The following is a 23,831-nucleotide window of genomic DNA, read 5'->3' on the forward strand; positions in this document are numbered from 1 at the left end:
TCTCCTTACCGTCGGTACGGGTCGGCGGCGTCGCGCAGCCCGTCGCCGACGAAATTGAGTGCGAGGATCGCCAGGACGACGACACCGCCGGGCAGCAGGAGCCATGGAGCCGACGAGACCACGCGGATGTTCTGCGCGTCCTGGAGAAGGACGCCCCAGCTGACGACCGGAGCCTGCAGACCGAGGCCGAGGAAGCTCAGCGCGGTCTCCGCCAGGATCATCCCCGGAATGGACAGCGTCAGCGAGGCGATCAGGTGGCTGGTGAAGGACGGGAGCATGTGTCGGAAGATGAGTCGCGGCCTGCTGTTGCCGTCGATGATCGCGGCCGTGACGAACTGCTCCTCGCGCAGCGAGAGAAAACGGCCTCGGGTGACACGGGCGAGATCGGTCCAGGCGATGCCCGCCAGAATCACCGTGATGGCGAAGTACCGCTGCAGTGGTCCCCAACTCTGCGGGAGCGCGGCGGCTAAGCCCAGCCAGAGCGGGAGAACCGGCAGTGACATGAAGAACTCGACCACGCGCTGCAACACTGTGTCGACGCGACCCCCGAGGTAACCCGAGACGCCACCGAGCGTGATGCCGAGGAGGAATGCGAGGGCGACGCCGACCAGCCCGATGGACATCGACACACGCGTTCCAGCGATGGTTCGGCTGAGGACGTCCCGGCCGTTCTCATCTGCACCCCACAGGTACATCGGCTGGTCGTCGTCGACGGGCCCGATGAGATGGAGGTTGCTCGGGATCAGGCCCCACAGCTCGTACTCCGGGCCGTCGTCGAAGAAGCGGACGTCGATCTTCTCCGACCGGTCCACCTCATAGGTGGTCTCAAGTGTCTCGGGATCGAGCGAGGTTTCGTAGCCGTACACGTACAGGCCGAGATCGACTCGCCCTTCGCTGGTGTCGAGGATGTGCAGCCGTTGGGGCGGTGCATAGGTGTGATCAGCGTCGTGGTCGGCGGTGTCGAACGGTGCGAGAAACTCCGCGAACGCCGCCACCAGGTAGATGAAGACGCTCACGATCAGGCCGACCATCGCGAGCCGGTGTTTGCGGAAGCCACGCCAGACGAGAGCGGACTTGCTCGCCGTGGCGGTACCGGTCGCGGCCTTCGGAGCGGAGTCGGTGGTGGGGATCTCCTCGGTCGTCGTCATCGTTGTCCCATCCGCACGCGTGGGTCCAGCCAGGCCAGGGCGATGTCGGAAACGAGCGTCCCGATCACCGTCAGAACGCTGACCATGAGCACGATCGCGCCGGCGAGGTACATGTCCTGGCTCCGCAGTGCCCCGAGGAGCAACGGTCCGGTCGTCGGTAGGGACAACACCTGGGAGACGATGACCTCACTCGAAACCAGGGCGGGAAGCACCCATCCGATGGTTGAGATGAAGGGATTCAGTGCCACCCGTAGCGGATACCGGAGCAACAGCGTGCGTTCCGGGACGCCGCGTGCCCGCGCAGCGACCACGTAGGGCTTGCGCAGCTCGTCCAAGAGGTTCGCCCGCAGGATGCGGATCAGCCCCGCGGTTCCGGCCGTGCCGAGGACGACCACGGGGACCCACAGGTGCGCGGCGAGATCCAGGATCTTGCCGAGGTTCCATCCTGAGTCGGCGAACTCCGGCGAGAACAGCCCGGTGAGGGTGACTCCGAAAGCCTGTTGTCCGAGGTACAGCAGAACCAGCGCGATGAGGAAGTTCGGCGTCGCCAGCCCCAGGAACGCGAGAGTCGTGACCACGTAGTCCCCGGCCGAATACTGCCGGACGGCGGAGTAGACACCGACGGGGAAGGCGATGATCCAGGTGACGAACAGGGTGATGACGGACAAGGCGATGGTGACGGGAAGCCGCCGCGCGAGCAGTTCGGCGACCGGTCGGTTCCACTCGAATGACTGCCCGAAATCCCAGTGCAGGACGATGTTGCTGATCCACTTGAAGTACTGGACCACAGCCGGATCGCCCAGTCCGTACCGGTCACGCAACGCCTCAAGCTGAGCCTGATCCACGGATTGACCCTGAGCGCTGAGCCGTGCCACGACGGTGGAGAGGTAGTCACCGGGCGGCAGCTGGATGATGACGAAAGAGACGATCGAGATCAGGATGAGCGTCGGCACCATGTAAGCAAGCCGGCGGACGAGGTAGCGCGCCATCTCGGGTACCTACTCGGTGACGAAGTACTGTTGCGGATTGGCCGGCATCATGCCCGCGTACAGCCACCCGTTGACAGTGCTGGACGGGATGTTCCGCACTCGGGTCGCGGCAACCCCGTACTCGCGCTCACGCAGCGCGACGCCCATGCAGTAGAACTGCTCGGCGGCGATGTCGGTGATCTGGGCCATGAGGTCGATCTGGCCCTGCTGGTCGGGGGTCCGCAAGAGCTCGCCGTACAACTCGAGCTGACGACGCGCCGGCTCAGGGGGTTCCTCGGCCTGTTCACTGTCCGGGTTGATGTACCAGCGATACCAGGGCATCGCGTACCGGGTATTGAAGTTGTAGGGCATGTAGTAGAAGGGGTCGAGCGTGGGCCCGAGACCTCCGCCGCCGATCCAGACACAGGCGTCGTGGGCGTTCGCCTCCATCCGTTCTCCGAAGAGGGTGGCGTCCTGGCTCTTGATGCCGATGTCGACGCCCACCTGTGCCCACTGGTTGCGTACGAACTCGAGTGCGTCGACGAGGTCCGGGAAGTCGGTGGAAACCTCGATCTGGAACCTGAGGCGCCGCCCGTCGGGTCGCAGCCGCATGCCGTCGGCGTCGGTGTCCGGGACAACTCGGTCGAGATGCTCTGCAGCGAGCTCGAGGTCATGTTCGGTGTACTGCGTAGCCAGCGTCTCGTTGTAGAACGGGGACTCGGGCCGTGGGGCGGCCTGCCACGGCTCGCCCTGCCGCGCGAAGACGGTGTCGATGATCTCCTGACGGTCCAAGGCGTAGGAGAGACCGATACGGAAGTCGCGGTCGCTGAAGACCTCGCGCAACGCGGGATCCTGGTGCGTCAGGTTGACCATGATGATCATCTGATTCATCTGTTGCGGGATGGTGTCGAAGAACTCGATCCCGGCGTCCTCGCGGGCGTCCGCGAAGACCGGCTTGTTTCGCAACGTGTTGATTCCGCGTTCGACCAGGTCGACGTTGCCGTTGGTTACCTCGACCACTTGAGCCTCGGGGTCGGTGACCATGTGGAAGGTGACCCGGTCGAGGTACGGCAGTTGACTGCCGTCGGGGTCGGTCTTCCAGTAGTACGGGTTGCGTTCGGCCACGACCCGCTGGCTGTCGGAGGTGATCGCCTCGGTGATCACCCATGCGTTCAGGGTGGGGACCTCCGGGTTCTGCCAGAACAGACCTGGCGGGTCGGCACGGTCTGCCTTCGTGAAGAACAGGTCGACCCAGTCCTCGGCGTCCTCCTGTTCCACCACACCGTCGATGTCGTCGGCGTAGTCCTTGTGGAACTGCTCGAGGTAGTGCCGAGGGAATCCGGTGACGATGTCACCTCGCTGGGTGGCGAGGTTGACGAGAAATAGGCCGTTGGGAGCGGAGAATCGGAAGACGACCGTGCGCTCGCCCGTTTGCTCGACGACAAGCGGCTCTTCTCCTCCCGTGTTCAGCCACTCGGGCAGTCCGTCCGGGGTGAGTTCCTCGTTACTGATGACGTCGTGGAACCAGAACAGGATGTCCTCGGCCGTGAACGGCTCGCCGTCGGACCACCTCAGCCCATCGCGCAGGGTAAACGTGAACTCGGTGCCGTCGGGGCTGATCTCGAAATCCTCGGCGACGTTCGGTATCACCTGGTCCTGAGTCAATTGCGTCGCGTCCGACTTCCACCGCACGAGATTCTCGTAGCCGATTGTTGCGTTGAGCAGATCGCTACCCACCGAGGACATGAGCATGCGCAGGTCGCCGCCATAGCGCCCCATCTCTTCCAACGGCTCGAGCACCATGGGTGTAGCTGGCAAGCGCTCTTCGAGCGGTGGCAGGTCGCCGGCCTCGACTCGCTGGGCAAGTGAGGGAGCCTCCGGCCCCTTCGCGGCATCGGTGCCTGCGCCGCCTCCGTGCCCGTCGGTGGGATCGGTCGAGAAGAACCCGCAGCTGGACAGGGAGGCGGCCACGAGGCCGACGCCACCCAGGCGCAGGATGTCTCGGCGGCGTACCGCCGTCGTCGTCGATGCTCTGTCCAGGTCCACGGTGACCTCCTTGTGTGCGGCATTGCACCCGGCCAGGCGGCCGGTCGGTGATGTTCTGTTGTCGCGACTCGGCACCTCCTGTCGGAGTCGGCGCCGTCGCTCAGTTGTCCGGGGCCCCACTGCCGGACGCCGCTGGGGCGAGTTCGCTCCCGGGCGTGTCTGCGGGACCGGTGTCGCCGATGACCCAACGCCAGTTGTGCGGCCGGGTCTTCGGCATGTACTGGCCGACAGGAAGGTCGTCGGCCGCGCGGATCATCCAACGCACCAGGAGTAGGCGCAGTTCGTCGCGGACCTCGCGCACCTCCGGGTCGTCGACGCGGTTGATCTGCTCGGCGGGATCCATGTCGAGGTCGTATAGCTCCTCCTCGCCACGGTCGTCGACAAGCAGCTTGTACCGCTCTGTGACGAGCATTCGCAGCCCACCGCTCTGAGTCACCGAGTTGAGTTCGTCGAAGGTCGTCCCTTCGTACGGGAAATGGAGCGGGGGCCGGTCGGTCTCGTCGTAGGACACGCCGCCGTAGCCGAGTTCCCCGAGCATGCTGCCGAATTCCTCCGGCGGCCCCTCCGCACCGATCAACAGTGGAGCGAGGCTGCGACCCTGCACCCCGGCAGGCAGATCCTGGTCCAGCCAGTCGCACACCGTTGGCAGGACATCGGCAAGCGAAACGAGCTCACGGTGCCGTCCGGTAACCACGCCTGGTCCGGCCACCCCGAACGGCACCCGCATGAGCGCTTCTGACATGCCGGCGCCCTTGCGCTGCAGGCCGTACTCGCCGACATAGTCCCCGTGGTCGCTGAGGAACACCACGACGGTGTCTTCCAGTCGGTCGCCGAGGTGGTCAAGCAACCGGCCGATCTGATCGTCGAGAAGTCGGAGCATGCCGAGATAGTTCGCACGGTAACGGCGCCACTCGTCGTCGAAGCCCGGCCGTTTGTCCGAGATCAGCCGGTGCAGCCACCGATATCGCCACGAGAGGTCTTCCAATGCCTCTGGGCCCGCGAGCCGTGGAGGCACGTCCTGCTCACCGAACATGCTGAAGTAGGGCTCGGGAACCTGGTACGGGTTATGAGGTTCCGGGAACGACACCCAGAGGAAGAACGGGCGATCGTCGCCGACCTGGTCGAGCACATCCACTGCGTCCGAGACGATCCGATAGGGCAGTTGGGCGCTGACCGGATGCGGCGACGGCTCGCCGGCGACCCGGTGGTCCAGGCCATGAAGCCACTCGTCGAAGGCGGCGTCCTCCGGCGTACGCCGCGGACCGTGTTCGTGCATGTAGGGCCCGTGAAAGCTGTCGAAGTCGTCGGGTCCACGATGCATATGGGGCTTGCCGCAGAAGTGCAGGGAGTAACCGGCCGAGCGGAGCACGTCGAGCAGGTCGCGCTCGTACAAGGCGCTAGCCGCCGTGCTGTTCTGGCGCACCCGGTGCGCCGTGGGGAACCGGCCGGTCAGCAAGCTGGTGCGGGCCGGGACACACGCAGGTGACGTGGTGTACGCACGGTCGAAACGCGCTCCGGAATCCAGCAGTGCGTCCAGTCGCGGCATGGTGTCGTGCCTCCCGCCTTCACCAGCCGTGAGTCCGGCCCGGTGCTGGTCGGTCATGAGCACCACGACGTTGGGGTGAGTCTGCGACAAGGCCTATCGCCCGTCCTTCCTCGGACCGGGACATCGCCGTCCCGTCGATCTCTAGCGCTTACCTACAGCGCTTACCTACAGCGCTGTAGGTAGCCTGCACGCCGCACCCCGGTCCTGTCAACGGAACGGAACGGTGGCGCCGGTCCTCCACGGCGCCGTCAGCCCTCAGGCCTCAGCCAGCGGCGGCAACGGATAGGTCCGTAGCCACCCGCACATCCCGGCAGTCCGCGGGCCGGGTCGCGCCGTCGTCACATGGGTGGCGGCCCCGGCGAGATGCCCGGCAAGGCCCTGCGCCAGGCTGGTCATCGCGTCCTCGGCCGCCCGGGCCTGGGCCCCGACGCTGCCGGCCCAGGTCTGCTGCCACCCGGGAACCTTCGCTCGGACCAGCTGTGCCGCGGCCTCGTGCAGCCGGTGTAGTGCGTCGATCCCGTCGCGTTCGAGATCGGCGCGCAGGGTGGCGTAGCCCTCGAGGGCCAGGTCGCGGCGTCGGCGTGCGGCTGCGGCGATCTCCTCGGGAGCGGCGCCCGCCACGGGCAACGCGACGGCTTCGGCGTAGCGGTCGGGGTCCGCCAGAATCTGGCTCGGCATGGTCAGGACGGCGTCACCCGCCTCGGGCAGGCCGGCGTTCTGCATGACGACGAGGATCTCGAGGTCGCCGTCGTTGACCAGCCGGTGCACGGTCCCCGGTGTGAACCAGAAGACGGTGCCGGCACGGAGCTCCTGCTCGGCGTATCCCTCGGAGCTGATCGTCTGGACCCGGCCGTGTCCGCCGAGGACCACGTATGCCTCCCCGGAGACGGTGTGCAGGTGCGGCGAGCCGCCGCCGGTGACGCCGTCGAGGTCGGGCGCGGGCCAGTCGTAGACCTTGAGGTGGCTGACGCTGACCCCGCCGGGGAAGCTCGCGCCCCCGCCGACCGGGCGTCCGGCGTCGTCGATGCTCATGCGCTGCTCCTCATGCCTGGTTCACTGGTACCCCTCGATGATGCCCAGCAGCTGATCGGCCGCATCCTCGGGCGTGATCTGGCCGAAGAGCACCTCGCCGGCGATGCGCTGGTAGTCGTCGCTCCATGTGCTTGCCCCGCTGGGGGTGACCTGGGGCGGGGGGACGACCTCATCCTGGAGGTCCGCGGCGAACTCGACGGAGAGCTGCCCGGTCGGGCCGAGGTCGGGCTCGATGACCTCCTGGATCTCGGGGATGGCCGGCACGCCGCGCTCGACGCCGAGGATGCGGGCCGCCTCCGGGTCGTTGAGCAGGAAGTCCACGAACGTCGCGGCCTCCTCCGGGTGATCTGTGCTCTCCGCGATCGACCAGTACATCGAGGCCTTGTTCACCATGCGGTGATCGCCTGGCTCGAGCGCGGGTTGGCGCAGCAGCCCCATCTCGATGCCGGAGGCGTCGACGTAGGCCTGGACCTGGGTGTGCCACAGCGGGTGGAACGCGGCCTCGCCGGTCGCGAAGGATCCTTGCTCCAGCGACAATCCGACGCCCTCGGTCTGGACGTCACCGGGCGGCACAGCACCGGTCTCCACGAGCTCGAGGTTCTGCTCGAAGAACTCGACGATGGTCTCGCGGCTGATCGGCGTCTCTCCCTCACGCGGGAAGACCTCCTCGCCGCGTTGACGGGCGATGTTCTGCAGGTTCGCGGACTGCAACGACCAGAAGCTGATTCCGTGGACGCCCTCGTCCCCGAGCTCGTCGTGGACACGGCCTGCGAGCTCGTAGAACTCGTCCCACGTCCACGTAGTGTCGTCCGGCACCTCGATGCCGGCCTGGTCGAGCACCTCAGGGTTGTAGGCCATGGCGTGGAGCGCGATGCCCACGGGCGCACCGTAGAGCGTGCCGTCGACCTCGCCGGTCTGCAGCACGTTGTCCTCCATACCGGACAGGTCGAGTCCGTCCAGGCTGCCGAGATCGCGCAGGGTGCCCTGCTGGCCGTAGGTGGCGATCTGGCTCTCGTCCATCTGGATGATGTCCGGCATGTCACCGGCCGCGGCCTCGGTGTTCAGCCGGTCCCAGTACGACTCCCACGACGTCCACTGCGGCTGGATCCGGATATCCGGGTGTTCCTCCTCGAACAGGTCGATGACCTCCTGCGTCAGGTCGCCGCGAGCGTCTGCACCCCACCAGGTGAAGCGCAGCTCGACCGGACCGTCACCACCCCCGCCGTCGTCACCGCCGCGCTGTTCCTCGAGGTTCTCCGCCTGGCCGCAGGCGGCCAGGGCCAGGCAGCCGGCCGCGGTGACGGCGGCCAGCCGGCGACGGCGTACGCCGCGTGCGTTCCTCAGTCGGTTCCGTGCCATGTCTCCTCCGGGACGTCGTCGTCTCGTTCATGGTCGATGGCGCCGGGTCAGGTGGCGGCCGGCGGCGCCAGGCGGGCGGCGACGGCCTCGAGGCCCTCGCGTCCGGGTGCGTGGTCGATGACGACCACGCGGTGCGTCAGTTCAAGAGTCTCGCCCGGCGGCAGCGTCACCTCGGTGTCGAACGAGGGCGAGGGATTGACGGCGGCGAAGGGCTGGGAGCGTACGAACCAGGTGATCGGCACCTCGGCCGAAGACGTGCCGGCGAAGAACAGCAGGGTGCCGGCGCCGTCGACGCCGTCGTGCCGGCCGGTCAGCGCGAGCCACGGGCCACGCTCGCCCATCATCTCCTCGCCGCCGCGGCCGCCGTCGGCGATGATCTCGCCGCCGGTCCAGGCACGCGGCCCGCGCCAGAACAGGCCGGTGTAGCCCGCGTTGGGGCGGCCGTTCGTCGTGGGGCTGCCGAGAACGAGGTCGCTGCCGCGGACGTTGGTCAGCGAGGTGGCGAAGTCGAGCACCCACTCACCGGCGTCGCGATCGACGCCGTGGAACCGGAGCCGCCGGGTCTCCTCGACCCAGCGCTCGCCGGCGGCGGTGATCCACTCCAGGGTCTCCGTGACCAGGGCCTCCTCGTCCGTCACCTCGAGCCCGGGCAGGCCGGTGTGGTGCATGCGGCCGACGTTGTCGAGCTGGTGGTAGGAGCCCTCGCGGAACGTCGGTCCGCCCCAGAAGTTCTCACCGGAGACCTCGGAGTAGGTCATCTGCAGGCCCTTGTGCCAGCGGTGGTCCCAGGGCCGGTAGGTGGACACGAGTGCACCGTCGAGCGCGCGCAGCGGGTGGATGTACGGCTTGCGGGCCTCCAGGGCAGGGAAGTCCGGTGCGTAGACGTACCGGGCGATCTCGGTCGCGCCGGCGCGCACGGTCAGGGCGGAGCCGACGTCGTGGGTGACACCGAGCGCGGATCCGGCGCCGTGGCTGTGCTGGTCGCTCACGCGTGGGCCTCCTCGGTGACGGACGCGCCGTTCAGGGCGTGGTAGAAGGGATTGTCCGGCGTCAGGTCGGCGCGGTGGACGGGGCGGCCGGTGAACGCCGAGGCGTACAGACCCGCCACGAACTCCAGGGAGCGGCGTCCGTCGACGCCGCTGCTCGGCGGCCGGACTCCCGCCTCGATGGCGTCCAGCAGCACGCGCAACTGCGCGGCGTGCGAGCTCGCGATGTTCTCGCTCGGCGGCCAGCTCGCGGCCACGTCCTCGGCCACGTGGCTGGCGGGTGTCCACCGCCAGCTCGAGTCGTCGTAGCCGTACAGGTGCGTCAGTTCGACGGTGGCGTCGGTGAAGTCGAACCGCAGGTAGCTCGTCTCGCGGGGCGAGAGGATGCTGTTGACCACGGACAGCATGGCCCCGGACTCCAGGCGCACGGCCGCCATGGAGACGTCCTCGGTCTCGATGTCCCGGTCCAGCGTGCCGGTCAGGGCGCGGATCTCGTCCCACTCACCGAGGAGGCTGAGCGCGAGGTCGAACTGGTGGATGCCGTGGCCCATGGTCGGCCCACCCCCCTCGCTCGTCCACCGTCCGCGCCATTCGGGCTCGTAGTAGGAGTGCCCGCGGTACCAGAGCGTGTGGCACACGGCCACCAGCGGCCGGCCGAGGGTGCCGGCGGCGATGTGCTCACGCAGCCGGGCGGCGCCGGAGCCGAACCGGTGCTGGAAGACGTAGGAGGCGTACGGCCCACCGTCGCGTTCCAGCGCGGCGATCTCGTCGTACTCGGCGAGCGAGAGCACCGGCGGCTTCTCACACCAGACGTGGACACCGGCCTGCAGGCAGGCGACGATCGCGTCGCGGTGCGCCCCGGGCGGGGTGCAGACGACGGCGAGGTCGAACTCCTCCACGGCGAGCAGCTCGGAGACCGAGCCGTAGCTGTGCGGGATCTGCCAGGTCTCCGCGAAGGCACGGGCACGGTCGGCGTCGACGTCCGCCACCGCGACGACCTCGAGCCGGCCGTCCAACTCGCGCATCGTCGGCATGTGGCGTCCGCCAGCGATACCACCGGCACCTATGAGCCCTACCCGGACCGGTCTGTGCTCCATTGCGACCCTTCGTTGCGGGCGGAAAGCGCTATCACAAGGGACGAGACAGGGACCTGCATCGTTCCCGGTTTTCGTGCAGCCTACGACCGGATCCGCTCAGTACCAAGACCCGTGTCCACGTTCTGGAAGCGCTTACCCGGTCGTGACCGCGGCCGTCCGAGCAACGACAGCGCGGACGGTGGCCTCCAGGGGTGTCTCGCCCACGACCTGTCGATCGCCGGCCGGCCGCAGGACGCCGCGGTCACCGGCCTCGTACAGACCAGCCAGCAGCTCGGCGGCGCGCGCGGGCAGGCCCGCTGCGGCGAGGGTCTGGATCCAGGCCGGACGCGGGACGGTGAGGACCTCCAGGGTGCGGCCGAGGGCATCCCCCAGCACGGTCGCGACCTGCCGTTCGCAGACGGCCGGGCCCAGGACGTCGATCACCTGGGAAGCCGCGGGCGGGTCCTGCAACGCCTGCGCAGCCACGGCGCCGACGTCCCGCGAGGCGACCATCGGCACCGGCTCGTCCGCGTTCGAGGCGAAGACAGGGTAGATCTCCTCGGTAGTGGCGGGACCGAGCACGTCGGCGACCTTCTCCTGGAAGTGCGTGGAGCGCACGGCGGTGACGACGGCGGAGGTCGCGGCCAGGCGCTGCTCGAGCCGGCGCAGCCACGCGATGACCTCGGGCGGGTCCTCGAGGTCGGCCCCGAGCGAGGACAGCAGCACCACGTGCGGGACACCGGAGTCGGCGACGGCCCCGGCGATGGCGTCGACGAGCCGGGTCTGGTCTGCGTCGATGTCCTCAGCACCTGGACTGAAGGGCAGCAGCGCGAAGAGGCCGTCGCTGCCGCGCAGGGCGGCGGCGAGCCGGTCGCGCTCGCGCAGGTCGACCTGGGCGAGCGTGGTGCGCCCGCGCCACGCTGCGGCGCGGGCCCGATCACGCACGAGGACGGTGACCTCCTGGCCGGCCGCGAGAAGAGTGTCGGCGACGGCCGATCCGACGTGGCCTGTGACGCCTGCGACGGTGAACATGGAACGGCTCCTTCGATGGTGCGTGTGATGCGGACGTCTTCATTCGACGTCGTCTGATCGAGACGCGCCATGGCCTGCAGGCTCGTGAACATGTCTGATCGTCTACGCTGGTGTGGTGGACGCGCTGGCCGATCTCCTCGAAGGCGTGCGTGCGCGCAGCGCGGCGTTCTGCCGCACGGTCCTGGTACCGCCGTGGGCGCTGCGGATCGCCGACGGCGCCACGCTGTCGCTCGCCAGCCCCCTGCACGGGCACACCTGGTTCATCGACACCGGCCCGCAGGCCGGCACACCGATCCGGCTCGGGCCCGGGGACGTCTGCGTCGTCACGGGGTCCCGCCCGTTCATCGTCGCCGACGACCCGAGCACCCAACCGGAGGTCGTCGTCGGGCCGGGCAACGTGCTGACGACGACGGACGGCGCCCCCGCCGATCTCCCGGACGTCGACGCCGCCACCCCCGGAGCCACGGTGCTGGCGAGCGGGACCTACCGGGTCTCCGGCGACGTCGGCCGGCGGCTGCTGGACGCACTGCCGCGCGTGCTGGTGGTCCCGGGGTCGGACATGCCGACCACGGTCACCGAGCTCCTGGCCGCCGAGCTCGCCGAGGAGCAACCCGGGCAGCAGCTCGCCCTCGACCGGCTGCTCGATCTGGCCCTGATCAGCACGGTGCGCGCGTGGTTCGCCCGGCCGGAGGCACGCGCTCCGGGCTGGTACCGCGCACTCGGCGATCCGGTGGTCGGCCGGGCGCTGCGGCTGATGCACTCGGCACCGGCGCACGGCTGGACGGTCGCCGGGCTGGCCGAACACGCGGGCGCGTCCCGGGCGGCCTTCGCCCGGAGATTCCGCGACCTGGTCGGCGAGCCACCGCTGACCTACCTGACCTCCTGGCGGCTGACCCTGGCGGCGGACCTTCTCGACCGGACCGACCGGACCGTCGACGCGATCGCCCGGGAGGTGGGTTATGCGAACGGCTTCGCACTGACCTCGGCGTTCACCCGCGAGCGGGGCGTGAGCCCGCGCACCCACCGTGCGTCCCGCCCGGCACGGCTCGAGCGCGCCGACGTCACCGCCGTCGGGAGTTGAGTGCCGCCGTCGAGCCGCGCACCACGACGTTGCACCGCAGCACCTCGGTGGCCGGCCCGAGCGTGGTGTCACGCAGCCGCCGTTCGAGCATCCCGGCGGCGATGGTGCCCATCTCCCGGTTCCGTGCCGAGACCGTGGTCAGCCCAGGGCTGACCATCCCCTCCTCGAGCGAATCGTCGAAGCCGGTGATGCTCAGGTCGTCCGGGACGGACACGCCGAGCTCGCGCACGCGGGTGAGGACGCCCCAGGCGAGCAGGTCGTCGAAGCACACCGCCGCGGTGCATCCCGAGTCGAGGACGCGCTGGGCGGCGGCGCGGCCGGCCGCGAAGGTGGGCGCCTGGGACTGCTCGACGTGCAGGTCGACGCCGTACTGCTCGGCGGCGGCCGACAGGCCCGCCCGCTTGGCAGTGCCGGCGCGGGAGGCCGCGGGTCCGTCGAGGTAGCAGACCGTGCGGTGTCCGAGCAGGGCCACCTGGGCGAGCAGGTCGGACATCCCCTGCGCGGCGTCGACCGCGACGCCGTCGACCCCGTCGACGAGACGGTTGACCAGGACGGTGGGGCGCCGGGCAGCGTAGCTGCGGACGTCGTCGTCGGACATCCGCGGGGCGACCAGGACCAGGCCGTCGACCTGCTGGCTCAGCCGGCCCGCGAGCTCGGGCTCGGCGGTGGCGTCCTCGCGCGAGTCCGCCACGAAGACGCCGAACCCGCGCTCCTGGGAGGCCCGGGCGATGCCGGCCAACACCGCCCCGAAGAACGGGTTCGCGACGTCCGGCAGCAACACCCCCACGTTGCCGAGACGCCCGGTGGCGAGCCCGCGCGCGGCATGATTGGGACGGAAGTCCAGCGCGGCGGCGGTCTCCAGGACCCGGCGGCGCGTGGCCTCGTTGACGCGCGGCCCCCCGTTGAGGGCTCGGGAGACCGTGGCGATGGAGACGCCGGCTTCGCGCGCGACGTCGTGGATCGTCGCCATCGTGACCTCCCGGGGACAGGATAGGGTGGAAGCGTTTACGCACAGCCTACGCGGTTCCCCGCGGGAGAGAGGTGAGATGAGCGAGGCGACGGCTGCACCGGGAGGCGCCACCACCGCCGAGGCGACGGCGATCCTGCTCCGCGACGAGGACGACGTCGCGATCGCCACGGCCGACCTGCCCGCCGGGACGACGGTGTCGGTGGGCGACCGCGCGGTCACGGTCGCCACGACGGTCCCGCGGGCGCACAAGCTGGCCGTCCGCGACATGACCATCGGCACGGCGCTGCGCAAGTACGGACAGGTGATCGGCCGGACCACCAGGGCGATCACGGCCGGTGAGCACGTCCACAGCCACAACCTCGCCTTCGACGACGGCGCACGCGAGTACGCGTTCGGTACCGCCCGCGAGACCCCGCCGGCGAGGATGCGCGGGCGCACCTTCGACGGATACGTCCGTGGCGACGGCCGGGTCGGCACCCGCAACTTCATCGGCGTCATCACCTCGGTGAACTGCTCGGCCTCCTCGGCCCGGATGATCGCGGACCAGTTCCGGGGCCTCGGCGCGCTGGACGACTATCCCCACGTCGACGGGGTGATGGCGCTGACGCACGGGTCGGGCTGCGGACTGGTCCCGGACTCCGAGGGCGGTCGGACGCTGCTGCGGACCCTGCGCGGCTACGCGCGACACCCGAACTTCGGCGGCCTGCTGGTGCTGGGCCTGGGATGCGAGATGATCCCGGTCACGGCACTGGTCGAGGACCTCGAGCTGCCGGAGGGCATGGTCGTGGAGACCATGACGGTCCAGGAGACCGGCGGGATCAGGGCCACGGTGCGCACCGCCGTTGAACGGATCCGGGCGATGCTCCCGCAGGTCGACCGTGCGCGGCGCGAGCCGGTGGACGTCAGCAAGCTCGTGCTCGGACTGAATTGCGGCGGATCGGACGGCTACTCCGGCATCACCGCCAACCCCGCGCTGGGGTACGCCTCCGACCTACTCGTCGGCGCGGGCGCGTCCTCGGTGCTGGCGGAGACGCCGGAGGTCTACGGCGCCGAGCACCTGCTCACCCGGCGCGCGGTCTCCGAGGAGGTCGGGCGTGCGTTGCTGGACCGGATCACCTGGTGGCAGGACTATGCCGCCGCCGGCGGGGGCACGCTCGACAACAACCCCTCCCCCGGCAACAAGGCCGGCGGCCTGACCACGATCCTCGAAAAGTCGTTGGGGGCGGTCGCCAAGGCCGGGTCCGCCGAACTGTCGGCGGTCTACGAGTACGCCCAGCAGATCGACACCCCCGGCCTGGGCTTCATGGACACCCCCGGCTACGACCCGGTCTCGGTCACCGGCCTGGTCGCCGGCGGTGCGACCGTCGTCTGCTTCACCACCGGCCGGGGCTCGGTGCTCGGCTCCAAGCCCGCGCCCACGATCAAGCTCGCCACGAACTCCGAGATGTACCGGCGGATGCACGAGGACATGGACCTCAACTGCGGCCGGATCGTGGACGGCACGGCCACGCTCGAGGAGGTCGGTGAGGAGATCGCCGAGACGATCCTCGCCGTCGCCTCCGGCCGGCAGTCGGTCAGCGAGGAGCTGGATCTGGGCCAGGACGAGTTCCAGCCGTGGCAGCTCGGCACGGTCACCTGAACTCCTGAGTCCGCCCACCGCTGCACCGCTCGCCGAGCGCGTCTGGCATGCCTGTAGCGGTCGGCGACCAGCGTAGCGGTCGAGGTGCGGAAAAGCGCACGCATCTGGTTCTGGACTTGGAGTGCCCGAAGCAGTGGTCTAACCTCTGACCAACTCGATGAGGAGGCAGGATGCGTCACTGGGGGGCACGGACAGCCCTGTTTCTGATCGCGGCGCTCGTCGGCCCGGTGGCCGTCGCCGGCCCGGCCGACGGAGCCGCAGGCCCAGCCGGAGGGGCCGCAGGCCCGGCAGCAGGCGGGGCGGCCACCGAGACCGTGCACATCGACGGCGCGGATGCGGGGCGCGAGTTCGACGGCCTGGGTGCGGTGAGCGCCGGCGCGTCGAGTCGTCTGCTGTTCGACTACCCCGAGCCCGAGCGGAGCCAGATCCTCGACTACCTCTTCAAGCCGGGTTACGGCGCCGAACTCGAGATGTTGAAGGTGGAGATCGGAGCCGACACCAACTCGACGTCGGGCGCAGAGCCGAGCCACATGCGCGAACCCGACGAGGTCGACTGCGGTCGCGGCTACGAATGGTGGTTGATGCGCGAGGCACGTGAGCGGAACCCCGACATCACACTCGGCGGACTCCAATGGGGCGCCCCGCACTGGCTGGACGGCGGGTTCTGGAGCCAGGACAACATCGACTACCTGCTCTCCTGGCTGGACTGCGCCGAGCAGCACGGCATCGCCATCGACTTCATGGGCGGGTGGAACGAAGCCGGATACGACCGGGACTGGTACGTCGCCTGGGCCGACGCGCTGGAGGAGCACCACCCCGAGGTCGAACTGACTGCCGCCGACGACACCCCGAACTTCGGCTGGCGGGTAGCGGACGACATGGCGGCCGACCAGGCCTTCGGCGACGCCGTCGACATCGCCAACATGCACTCACCGTGCGGCTGGCGCACCGACTACAGCGAGTGCTCGAGCACCGAGACCGCCCGGTCGCTGGACAAACCGTTGTGGATCGGCGAGCAGAGTGCGCTCGCGCACGACGCCGGCGCAGGCCCGCTGGCCCGTGCCGCCAACCGCATGTTCATCGACGCGCAGATCACCGGGATGATGGTGTGGTCGCCGATCTCCGCCTGGTACGCGAACATCACGATGGCAGACACCGGCCTCATGGTTGCCGAATGGCCGTGGTCAGGGTTCTACGACGTCGGGCGCAGCATCTGGTCCTTCGCCCACACGAACCAGTTCGCCGAGCCCGGCTGGCGCTACCTGGACACGGGCAGCCGGCGCCTCGACTCCGGCGCGACCCAGGTCGCCCTCGTTTCCCCCGACGGCGGGGACTGGAGCACCGTCATCGAGACGCTGGACATGAGCGAACCGACCACCGTCACGCTGGAGCTGGCGAATCTGCCCGGCAAGCCGTTGAGCCTCTGGGGGACGGATCTCCGGTCCGACGACGAGTCCGACTGGTTCCGACGGCTCGGGACCGTCCGACCCGACGCCCAGAAGATCACCCTGCACCTCGAGCCGGGCCGGCTCTACTCGCTCACCACGGCTGACGGCCCCGGCAAGGGGGAAGCCGCGCCCCGGGCATCCGTCCACGACCGCCTCGACGTGCCGTTCCACGAGGACTTCGACGCGGTCGAGCCCGGCCGGGCCGCGCCGTTCTTCTCGGATCTCGCCGGGGCCTTCGAGGCCGCACCGTGCGCGGGTGGGCGTGATGGCACGTGCTACCGACAGGTGGTCACCGGTCAGCCGATCAGCTGGGGGCACGTGGGCGAACTGCCGCTGAGCACGATGATCGGGGATCCGCGCTGGTGGGGCGACTACGCGGTGCGCAGCGACGTGCTGCTCGAAGAGCCCGGCCACGTCGAGATCGGCGGGCGGGTCTCCGGGCAGTCGTGGGGGACGCCGGCGAGCGGGTACCACGCTCGCGTAGGCACGGATGGATGGCAGCTGATCAGCCGTGACCATGCGCTGAGCGAGGAGGTCGTCCTCGCTCAGGGCAGCGAGGCGGTCGAGGTGGGCTCGTGGCACGAACTGACGCTGTCGATGCGGGACCAGAGGGTCCGCGTCCTTCTCGACGGCGAGGTGCTCGCCGAGGTCCGCGACACCCGGCATCGCACCGGGAACGCCGCGCTCGGCGTCAGTGCGTGGCACAACGCCCAGTTCGACGACGTCCGGGTGGTCCCGACCGGCCCGCAGCCACAGATGCTTCCCCGGTCCTCGGCGAGCGCGACCTCGGAACAGGGTGTGCTCCAAGGGTGGACGCACGAAGCGGCCCACGCCGTCGACGACCGGCCGGAGACCAGCTGGAGCAGCAGTCTCGATCCCTCGAACGACCTACCCCAGGCCGTCACGGTCGACCTCGGCGAGGTGGAACGCGTTCAGGCGCTGACGTACCAGCCACAGCTCGACGGCGGCACCGGCGGGATGATCACCGACTACGAGGTCCAGGTCAGCGCGGACGGCCAGGCGTTCGAGACGGTCGCCGACGGCAGGTGGCGCACGAGCACCTCGACGAAGGTCGCGGCCTGGCCAGCGACCGACGCGCGGTTCGTCCGGCTGATCGCTCAGGCGGGCGAGCACCAGTGTGGCGTCCGGTCGGCACGGGCGGCCGAGATCGGCGTGGTGAGCGCGCGTGGACCCGGCCTGACCACGACGCCCGACGGCCCGGAGCAACCACCCGTGCCCGACGACGCTCCCGCAGCCCTGGAGCATCTCGTCCCGCAGGACGAGATGACGGCCAGCGCGAGCAGCGAGCACAGCGACCCGAACATCGCCTGTATGGCGATCGACGGGCGACGCTCCACGTTCTGGCACTCGGCTCCTGCCGCGACGGATCCCCTACCGGCGAGCGTCACGCTCGATCTCGGCCGGCAGCGCGACGTCCGGGGGCTGGCCTATCTCCCCCGCCAAGACGGGAACCCGAACGGGGTCATCACCCGCTACGAGGTCGCGATCAGTGATGACGGCGAGCAGTTCGACGTCGTGGCGGACGGGACCTGGGAGGACGACGCCGCCCACAAGTACGCCACCTGGGAGACGGCCGACGCCCGCTACGTGCGGCTGACCGCCGTCGAGGGGCATTTCGACGTCGCCGCGGCGGCCGAACTGCAGGTCGGCTACGCGCGGTCGCCGCACGACGGCTGAGCGCGCGCCGACGGCACCGCTCGCCGAGCGCGCCTGGCATGCCTGCAGCGGTCGGCGACCGGTGCCGCGGTCGAGTCCTCACGCAGAGTTCTCGGGCGCGTGCGCCTCGAGGAACTCGTACAGGTCGGTGGTGTCGACGCCGGGGAACGCACCGGTGGGCAGGGTGGCGAGGAGGGTGCGTGGGGTGCGCACGTTCGGCCACGCCTCGTCCCGCCAGGCGGACTCCAAGGTGGCCGGCGGGCGGCGGCAGCAGACCTCGGTGGAGTGGTGCGAGACGGCACGGTTGCCGGTCTCGCGCCCGACGAACCACTTGGTGTCGTCGAACCGGACACCGACGCTGACCGAGTGCGCGCCCTCGCTGGAGTGCTCCACGCGCGCCGTGCACCAGTAGGTGCCGTTGCCGGTGTCGGTGTACTGGAAGTACGGGTTGAACCGGTCGTCCACCTCGAAGACGGCGCGCGAGGACCAGCGGCGACAGCACATCTGGCCCTCGATGGAGCCGAGCCGGTCCGTCGGGAAGTTCACGTCGTCGTTCTCGTAGGCCTTGGTGATGGTTCCCGACTCGTGGACCTTGAGGAAGTGCACCGGCAGGTCGAGATGGCGGGTGGCGAGGTTCGTGAACCGGTGGGCCGCGGTCTCGTAGGAGACCGAGTAGGCGTCGCGCAGGTCCTCGATGGAGATCGAGCGGCGTTCCTTGGCCGCCCGCAGGGCGCGCGCGGCGCGTTCCTCGGGGATCAGCAATGCGCCGGTGAGGTAGTTGGTCTCCACGCGCTGGCGGAGGAACTGGGCGTAGCTGGTCGGTTCGGAGTGGCCGAGGATCTGACTGGAGAGCGCCTGCAGGACGGCCGTGCGCGGATCGCCCTGGATGCGGTTGGACAGGTAGAGCCGGCCGTGCTTGAGGTCGGCCACGCTGCGGGTGGTCTGCGGCAGGTCGGGCACGTAGTGCAGCGTGAAGCCGAGGTGCGCCGCGATGTCGCTGGCGGTGCGCTGGGTCAGCGGCCCACCCGTGTGATCGACGGCGGTCAGGATCTCGGCCGCCTTGGCCTCCAGCTCCGGGAAGTAATTGTCCTGGCGCCGCATGAGATGCCGGAGCTCCACGTTGGCGCGGCGGGCCTCCTCCGGCGTGGCCTGCCGCTCGTCCCGGAGTCGCTCGATCTCGCCCTGCAGCGCCAGCAGTGCGCGCAACGCCTCGGTGGGCACGTGCTTGCCGATGCGGAACGGTTCGATTCCCAGGGCCGAGAACGTCTGCGAGCGCATTGCCCGCTCGACGTCGATCTCCAGCCGGGTCCGCTCGTCCAGCGGGTCGGCCTCGAGCAGCGCATCGAGCGTCACGCCGAGTTCGCGCGCGAGGGCGCGCAGCAGGCTGAGCTTCGGTTCGCGCTTGCCGTTCTCGATCATGGAGAGCTGACTCGGCGCACGCCCCACGGCCGCAGCCAGGGCGTCCAGCGTCATGGACCGGGCGGTACGGAGCTGACGGATGCGCCGCCCGATCGTCAGGACATCGGCACCGGCGTCGTCGTGGTCGGCGGCTGCCATGGCACCGAGCATGCCACGATTCCTCTCCTGTTGTGAAGATCCGGAGATCTTCACCTCTACTGGCCGGTTGTTGTCTGCGTTCTTTCACGCATTGTGGTGCCACGGCGCGGGTGAGGACCCGCGCGAGAGGAGGAGGATCGCCATGATGTACCCGATGTCCCGGCCCGGGGATCAGACACAGAGCGCGAGCGACCTGCGGCTGGAGTGGGAGACGCACCCGCGGTGGTCCGGGATCGAACGGACCTACACCGCCGACGATGTCGTCCGGTTACGCGGCTCGGTCCGGGAGGAGGCCACGCTCGCCCGCCGCGGCGCGGAGACGTTGCGCCGCCTGCTCCACGAGGACGAGCCCGTCCGGGCGCTCGGCGCCTACACCGGCGGTCAGGCCGTGCAGCAGGTCCGGGCCGGGCTGAAGGCCATCTACCTCTCGGGCTGGCAGGTCGCCGCCGACGGCAACCTCGCCGGGCAGACGTACCCGGACCAGTCGCTGTACCCCGCCAATTCGGTGCCCGCCGTCGTGCGGCGTCTGAACAACGCGCTGCTGCGTCAGGACCAGATCGAGCACGCCGAGGGCAACCTCACCCGCGACTGGCTCGCGCCCATCGTCGCGGACGCCGAAGCCGGCTTCGGTGGCCCGCTCAACGCCTACGAGCTCGCGCACGCGATGATCCAGGCCGGTGCGGCCGGCATCCACTGGGAGGACCAGCTCGCCAGCGAGAAGAAGTGCGGCCACCTGGGCGGCAAGGTCCTCGTGCCGACGCAGCAGCACATCCGCACGCTCGACGCCGCCCGGCTGGCGGCCGACGTCGCGGGCGTCCCGACCGTGATGATCGCCCGCACGGACAGCCTGGCCGCGGACCTCATCACCTCCGACGTCGACGATCGCGACCGCCCCTTCCTCACCGGCGAGCGGACCAGTGAGGGGTTCTACCGGGTCCGGCCCGGCCTCGAGTCCGCCATCGCCCGTGGGCTGGCGTTCGCGCCGCACGCGGACCTGCTGTGGTTCGAGACGGGCACGCCGGACATCGGCATGGCACGCGAGTTCGCCCAGGCCGTCCACGCCGAGTACCCGGACAAGCTGCTGGCCTACAACTGCTCACCGAGCTTCAACTGGAAGAAGCACCTCACGGACGACCAGATCGCGACGTTCCAGCACGAACTCGCGGCGCTGGGGTACCGCTTCCAGTTCATCACGCTGGCCGGGTTCCACGCCCTGAACCACTCGATGTTCGACCTGGCCTCGGGCTACGCCCAGCGCGCGATGAGCGCCTACGTCGATTTGCAGCAGGCAGAGTTCGCCGCCGAGCCCAGCGGCTACACCGCCACGAAGCACCAGCGGGAGGCCGGCACCGGCTACTTCGACCTCGTCTCGACGGCGCTCAACCCGGACAGCACCACGCTGGCCCTGGTCGGCTCCACCGAGGCCCAGCAGTTCTGAGGGACAGGCCGCTCCATCGCGGGCCGGCGGGCCAGTTCGGCGGGTGGCGGCGGGAGTGCCGCCAGGCTGGCTGGGTCTGGCACGGAGCGGCAGGTCGCCCAGCGACCGCGCGGTCGGCATCGGAGTGTCGCCGGGCTGGTTGGGTCTGGCCGTCCGAGCGAGGAACGAGCGAGGACTGGACGTCCCGCGACACCCGATGCCGGCCCGCGGACCCGCCGATCACCGCAGGCGGGCGCGCAGCACCTGTTCGAGCGGCTCGCGCCGCACGCAGGTGCCGAACTCGAAGGAGGCGGCGAGCTCCGCGGCCTCGACCGGATCGGCGCCGCGGAAGCACTCGGCGAACTCGTCCACGAGCGGCTCGGCCAGCAGGACGTGCCGCACGAGCAGGTTGATCCACTGCTTGCTCCCCCACGGGTACGGGTCGAAATCGGGGAACTCGGTGGCAACGAGCTGCTCGATCGGCTCGAGCACGTGGCGAATCTGTTCCTCGCTCCCACCCCAGGAGTCGGTACCGAGCCGCCGCTTCTTCTCCAGCGCGGGCCGGATCCGGCTCAGGTACGGCCCATCCGGGTCCGCGTGGACGACACCCTGCGTGCCGATGTCCTTGTACGTCCACAGGCTCCAGCCGGCGCCGTGGGCGTCGTAGATGTCGAGCTGATCGTCCAGCAGGAGGAGCACCTCGCCGTCGCGGCGCGCGTCGCCGGTGTAGAGCGGACCGAATTCACCGACCCAGATCGGCGTCCCCGTCGAGCGCATGAACTCGGTCCGCCTGAGAAAGCTCTCCTCGACGATGCCACGGTCGAAATGGCGACCGCGGGTCTGACCCGGGTATCGGCTCGGGTTGGCGATCCCGGGCAGGGCGTAGTCGTGCGCGGTGAAGACGACGTTGTCGAGTTCGGCCAGGTCGGCCAGCGCCGTGAAGTCAGTGGCGTAAGTATTGCCGTCCAGGAAAAGCGTGTGGTGCGGGTCGACGGCACGCACGGCGTGGGCGAGGCGCTCGTAGAACGGGCCGACCACCTCCCCGCTCGGGTCGGCCGGCTCGTTGAGCAGGTTGTAGCCGGCGACCATCGGCTCGTCGGCGAACCGCTCGGCCAACGCCTCCCACAGGTGCACCACGCGGTCCTGGAAGTGGCGGTGCCGCCAGAAGTGCGCCCAGTGCGTCGGGTTGTCGGAATGCCAGTTCTGGTTCTGGTACCCCGGCGCCGCGTGCAGGTCGAGCACGGTGTAGATGCCGCGCCCGGCGCACAGCCGGACCACCCGCTCCAGGTGCCGGAAGCCTTCCTCCCGCAGCTCGAACGGTGCGGCGTCGTCCTCGAAGTGGTGGTAGCTGAAGGGAACACGCAGGCAGTTCACGCCGAGCCAGGCGAGGTACTCGGCGTCGTCCTCCCCGAAGAACGAGGCGAGGAAGGTCTCGAAGAACGCCTCGTAGGCGTCCTCACCCAGGACGCGCCGCATAGCCCGGCGGGTCTGGGACTCGGTCGCGGGATGGCCGGTGATGAAGTTCTCCATGGTCATCCACCCGCCGAGTCCGAAGCCCCGCAGCCGGATGACGTCACCGTCGCCGTCGACCATCCGATCACCGCCGGTCCGCAAGCGTCGTCGTTCCATGTCTCCCCTCCGCCGTCACCTTAGGTGGGTAACCGGTTACCTGCCGGGGTTCGCGAGCGTACGCTAGGCGCTCGTCCACGGTCCATCGAGCCAGGCAGGAGGCGTGACGTGTCGGCGGTGACCATGCGCGACGTCGCCCGCCACGCCGGGGTGTCGGTCAAGACGGTCTCGAACGTGGTCAACGCCGCGCCCAACGTCGCCGAGGTCACGGTGCGCAAGGTCGAGGCCGCCATCGCCGAGCTCGGCTACCAGATGAACTTCGCGGCGCGGAGCCTGAGCATCGGCCGCACCGGGATGGTGATGCTGGCCGTGCCCCGGCTCAGCCTGCCGTACTTCGCCGAGCTGTCCGACCGCATAGTCGAGGCCGCCGGCGACCGCGGCTACACCGTGCTGCTCGAGCAGACCGGAGGCGTGCGCGAGCGGGAGCTGGGCGTGCTCACCTCGGAGCGGCGTCGGATGAGCGACGGACTGATCTTCTCCCCGATCGGCCTGCGGCAGGACGACGGCGCAGATCTGGACGTCCCGTTCCCGATGGTCCTGCTCGGCGAGCGCCCGCTGAACCCGGACCTCGATCACGTCGCCATGGACAACCGGGGCGGTGCCCGGGCCCTGACCGAGCACCTCCTGACCATCGGGCGGCGCCGCATCGCCGTCGTCGGCTCCTACGACACCGGCGAGGTCGGGGCCGGCTACCTGCGCACAGCAGGGCACCGGGACGCGCTCGAGGCTGCCGACCTGCCTCACGCGCCGGAGCGGCACGGACCGGCGACCGCGTGGACCCTCGAGGCGGGCGCGCACGCCATGGCCGAGATCCTCGACCGCGGGGTGGAGATCGACGCCGTGTTCGCCCTGAACGACGCCCTCGCCCTCGGTGCCACGCGCGAACTGTTTGACCGCGGTCTGCGCGTGCCGCAGGACGTCGCGGTGACCGGGTTCGACGACATCCGCGAGGCAGCCTTCGCGCGGCCACGCCTGACCACCGTGGATCCGGGCCGGGACGAGATCGCCCGCCGCGCCGTCGACGGACTGCTCGCTCAGATTCTCCGTCCGGACCGCACCCGCGCCGGCGGAACGCACACCCAGCCGTACACACTCCGGATCCGGGAGTCCACGGGCGGCTGACCGGCCACGACGGGCGGGGCCGGTCACCCACCGGACCCAGAACCGCGAGATCACAATGGGGTAACCGGTGTAATCGGGCGTTGACCGGGCCAGGAGGA

The 23,831-nt window shown here is 69.8% G+C and carries 17 protein-coding genes; 5 read left to right on the top strand and 12 right to left on the bottom strand.

Features of this window, described 5'->3' with window-relative positions; translation table 11 throughout:
* Positions 1 to 5: 5 nt before the first annotated feature.
* The 9 genes from ACFSE6_RS07065 to ACFSE6_RS07105 form a co-directional block, all read right to left on the bottom strand.
* The gene (locus ACFSE6_RS07065; RefSeq protein ID WP_388004176.1) at positions 6 to 1,148 is read right to left on the bottom strand and encodes an ABC transporter permease; all 1,143 of its coding nucleotides are present in this window, start codon (positions 1,146 to 1,148) and stop codon (positions 6 to 8) included.
* Positions 1,145 to 2,137 (bottom strand): ABC transporter permease, encoded by a 993-nt coding sequence (locus ACFSE6_RS07070; protein ID WP_388004179.1) that lies wholly within the window; start codon positions 2,135 to 2,137, stop codon positions 1,145 to 1,147. Before ACFSE6_RS07070 ends, ACFSE6_RS07065 begins: the two co-directional genes overlap by 4 nt.
* A 9-nt stretch (positions 2,138 to 2,146) precedes the next feature.
* Positions 2,147 to 4,162 carry an ABC transporter substrate-binding protein gene (locus ACFSE6_RS07075; protein WP_388004182.1) on the bottom strand — a complete coding sequence of 672 codons (2,016 nt, stop codon included), beginning with the start codon at positions 4,160 to 4,162 and terminating at the stop codon, positions 2,147 to 2,149.
* Positions 4,163 to 4,262: 100 nt separating this feature from the next.
* Positions 4,263 to 5,774: a sulfatase-like hydrolase/transferase gene (locus ACFSE6_RS07080; protein WP_388004998.1), complete on the bottom strand. Its 1,512-nt coding sequence runs from the start codon at positions 5,772 to 5,774 to the stop codon at positions 4,263 to 4,265.
* 189 nt (positions 5,775 to 5,963) lie between these two features.
* Positions 5,964 to 6,740 carry a cupin domain-containing protein gene (locus ACFSE6_RS07085; RefSeq protein WP_388004186.1) on the bottom strand — a complete coding sequence of 259 codons (777 nt, stop codon included), beginning with the start codon at positions 6,738 to 6,740 and terminating at the stop codon, positions 5,964 to 5,966.
* A 21-nt stretch (positions 6,741 to 6,761) separates the two neighbouring features.
* Positions 6,762 to 8,099: an ABC transporter substrate-binding protein gene (locus tag ACFSE6_RS07090; protein ID WP_388004189.1), complete on the bottom strand. Its 1,338-nt coding sequence runs from the start codon at positions 8,097 to 8,099 to the stop codon at positions 6,762 to 6,764.
* Between the two features lie 47 nt (positions 8,100 to 8,146).
* On the bottom strand, positions 8,147 to 9,088 hold the full coding sequence (locus ACFSE6_RS07095; RefSeq protein ID WP_388004192.1) for a DUF6807 domain-containing protein: 942 nt from the start codon (positions 9,086 to 9,088) through the stop codon (positions 8,147 to 8,149).
* Positions 9,085 to 10,182, bottom strand: coding sequence for a Gfo/Idh/MocA family protein (locus ACFSE6_RS07100; protein WP_388004195.1), 1,098 nt, complete (start codon positions 10,180 to 10,182; stop codon positions 9,085 to 9,087). The genes ACFSE6_RS07095 and ACFSE6_RS07100 overlap by 4 nt, the downstream gene beginning before the upstream one ends.
* Before the next feature lie 132 nt (positions 10,183 to 10,314).
* Positions 10,315 to 11,193, bottom strand: coding sequence for an NmrA family NAD(P)-binding protein (locus ACFSE6_RS07105; RefSeq protein ID WP_388004198.1), 879 nt, complete (start codon positions 11,191 to 11,193; stop codon positions 10,315 to 10,317).
* 115 nt (positions 11,194 to 11,308) lie between these two features.
* On the opposite strand from ACFSE6_RS07105, the gene ACFSE6_RS07110 reads away from it, so the two are divergent.
* On the top strand, positions 11,309 to 12,274 hold the full coding sequence (locus tag ACFSE6_RS07110; protein ID WP_388004201.1) for an AraC family transcriptional regulator: 966 nt from the start codon (positions 11,309 to 11,311) through the stop codon (positions 12,272 to 12,274).
* Here the strand turns inward: ACFSE6_RS07110 and ACFSE6_RS07115 are convergent.
* A complete protein-coding gene (locus ACFSE6_RS07115) occupies positions 12,255 to 13,244 on the bottom strand; it encodes a LacI family DNA-binding transcriptional regulator (protein WP_388004204.1) in 990 nt (329 codons plus the stop codon). The two genes, ACFSE6_RS07110 and ACFSE6_RS07115, sit on opposite strands and share 20 nt — an antisense overlap.
* A gap of 76 nt (positions 13,245 to 13,320) precedes the next feature.
* On the opposite strand from ACFSE6_RS07115, the gene ACFSE6_RS07120 reads away from it, so the two are divergent.
* Positions 13,321 to 14,883 carry a UxaA family hydrolase gene (locus ACFSE6_RS07120; RefSeq protein ID WP_388004207.1) on the top strand — a complete coding sequence of 521 codons (1,563 nt, stop codon included), beginning with the start codon at positions 13,321 to 13,323 and terminating at the stop codon, positions 14,881 to 14,883.
* A gap of 170 nt (positions 14,884 to 15,053) precedes the next feature.
* Complete coding sequence (locus tag ACFSE6_RS07125; RefSeq protein ID WP_388004210.1) at positions 15,054 to 18,029, top strand: discoidin domain-containing protein; 2,976 nt, start codon at positions 15,054 to 15,056, stop codon at positions 18,027 to 18,029.
* A 78-nt stretch (positions 18,030 to 18,107) separates the two neighbouring features.
* On the opposite strand, the gene ACFSE6_RS07130 is transcribed toward ACFSE6_RS07125, so the two are convergent.
* Positions 18,108 to 19,565 carry a helix-turn-helix domain-containing protein gene (locus tag ACFSE6_RS07130; RefSeq protein WP_388004213.1) on the bottom strand — a complete coding sequence of 486 codons (1,458 nt, stop codon included), beginning with the start codon at positions 19,563 to 19,565 and terminating at the stop codon, positions 18,108 to 18,110.
* A 142-nt stretch (positions 19,566 to 19,707) separates the two neighbouring features.
* On the opposite strand from ACFSE6_RS07130, the gene aceA reads away from it, so the two are divergent.
* Positions 19,708 to 21,003, top strand: coding sequence for an isocitrate lyase (gene aceA, locus ACFSE6_RS07135; RefSeq protein WP_388004216.1), 1,296 nt, complete (start codon positions 19,708 to 19,710; stop codon positions 21,001 to 21,003).
* Positions 21,004 to 21,222: 219 nt separating this feature from the next.
* Here aceA and ACFSE6_RS07140 read toward each other — a convergent pair whose 3' ends face one another.
* Positions 21,223 to 22,611, bottom strand: coding sequence for a glycoside hydrolase family 5 protein (locus ACFSE6_RS07140; protein ID WP_388004219.1), 1,389 nt, complete (start codon positions 22,609 to 22,611; stop codon positions 21,223 to 21,225).
* 108 nt (positions 22,612 to 22,719) lie between these two features.
* Here ACFSE6_RS07140 and ACFSE6_RS07145 point away from each other — a divergent pair, with 108 nt between their 5' ends.
* Positions 22,720 to 23,733, top strand: coding sequence for a LacI family DNA-binding transcriptional regulator (locus ACFSE6_RS07145; protein WP_388004222.1), 1,014 nt, complete (start codon positions 22,720 to 22,722; stop codon positions 23,731 to 23,733).
* The last annotated feature ends 98 nt before the right edge of the window (positions 23,734 to 23,831 follow it).

Origin of the sequence: Georgenia deserti (assembly GCF_042680605.1) — a bacterium.
Classification (GTDB): domain Bacteria; phylum Actinomycetota; class Actinomycetes; order Actinomycetales; family Actinomycetaceae; genus Allobogoriella; species Allobogoriella deserti.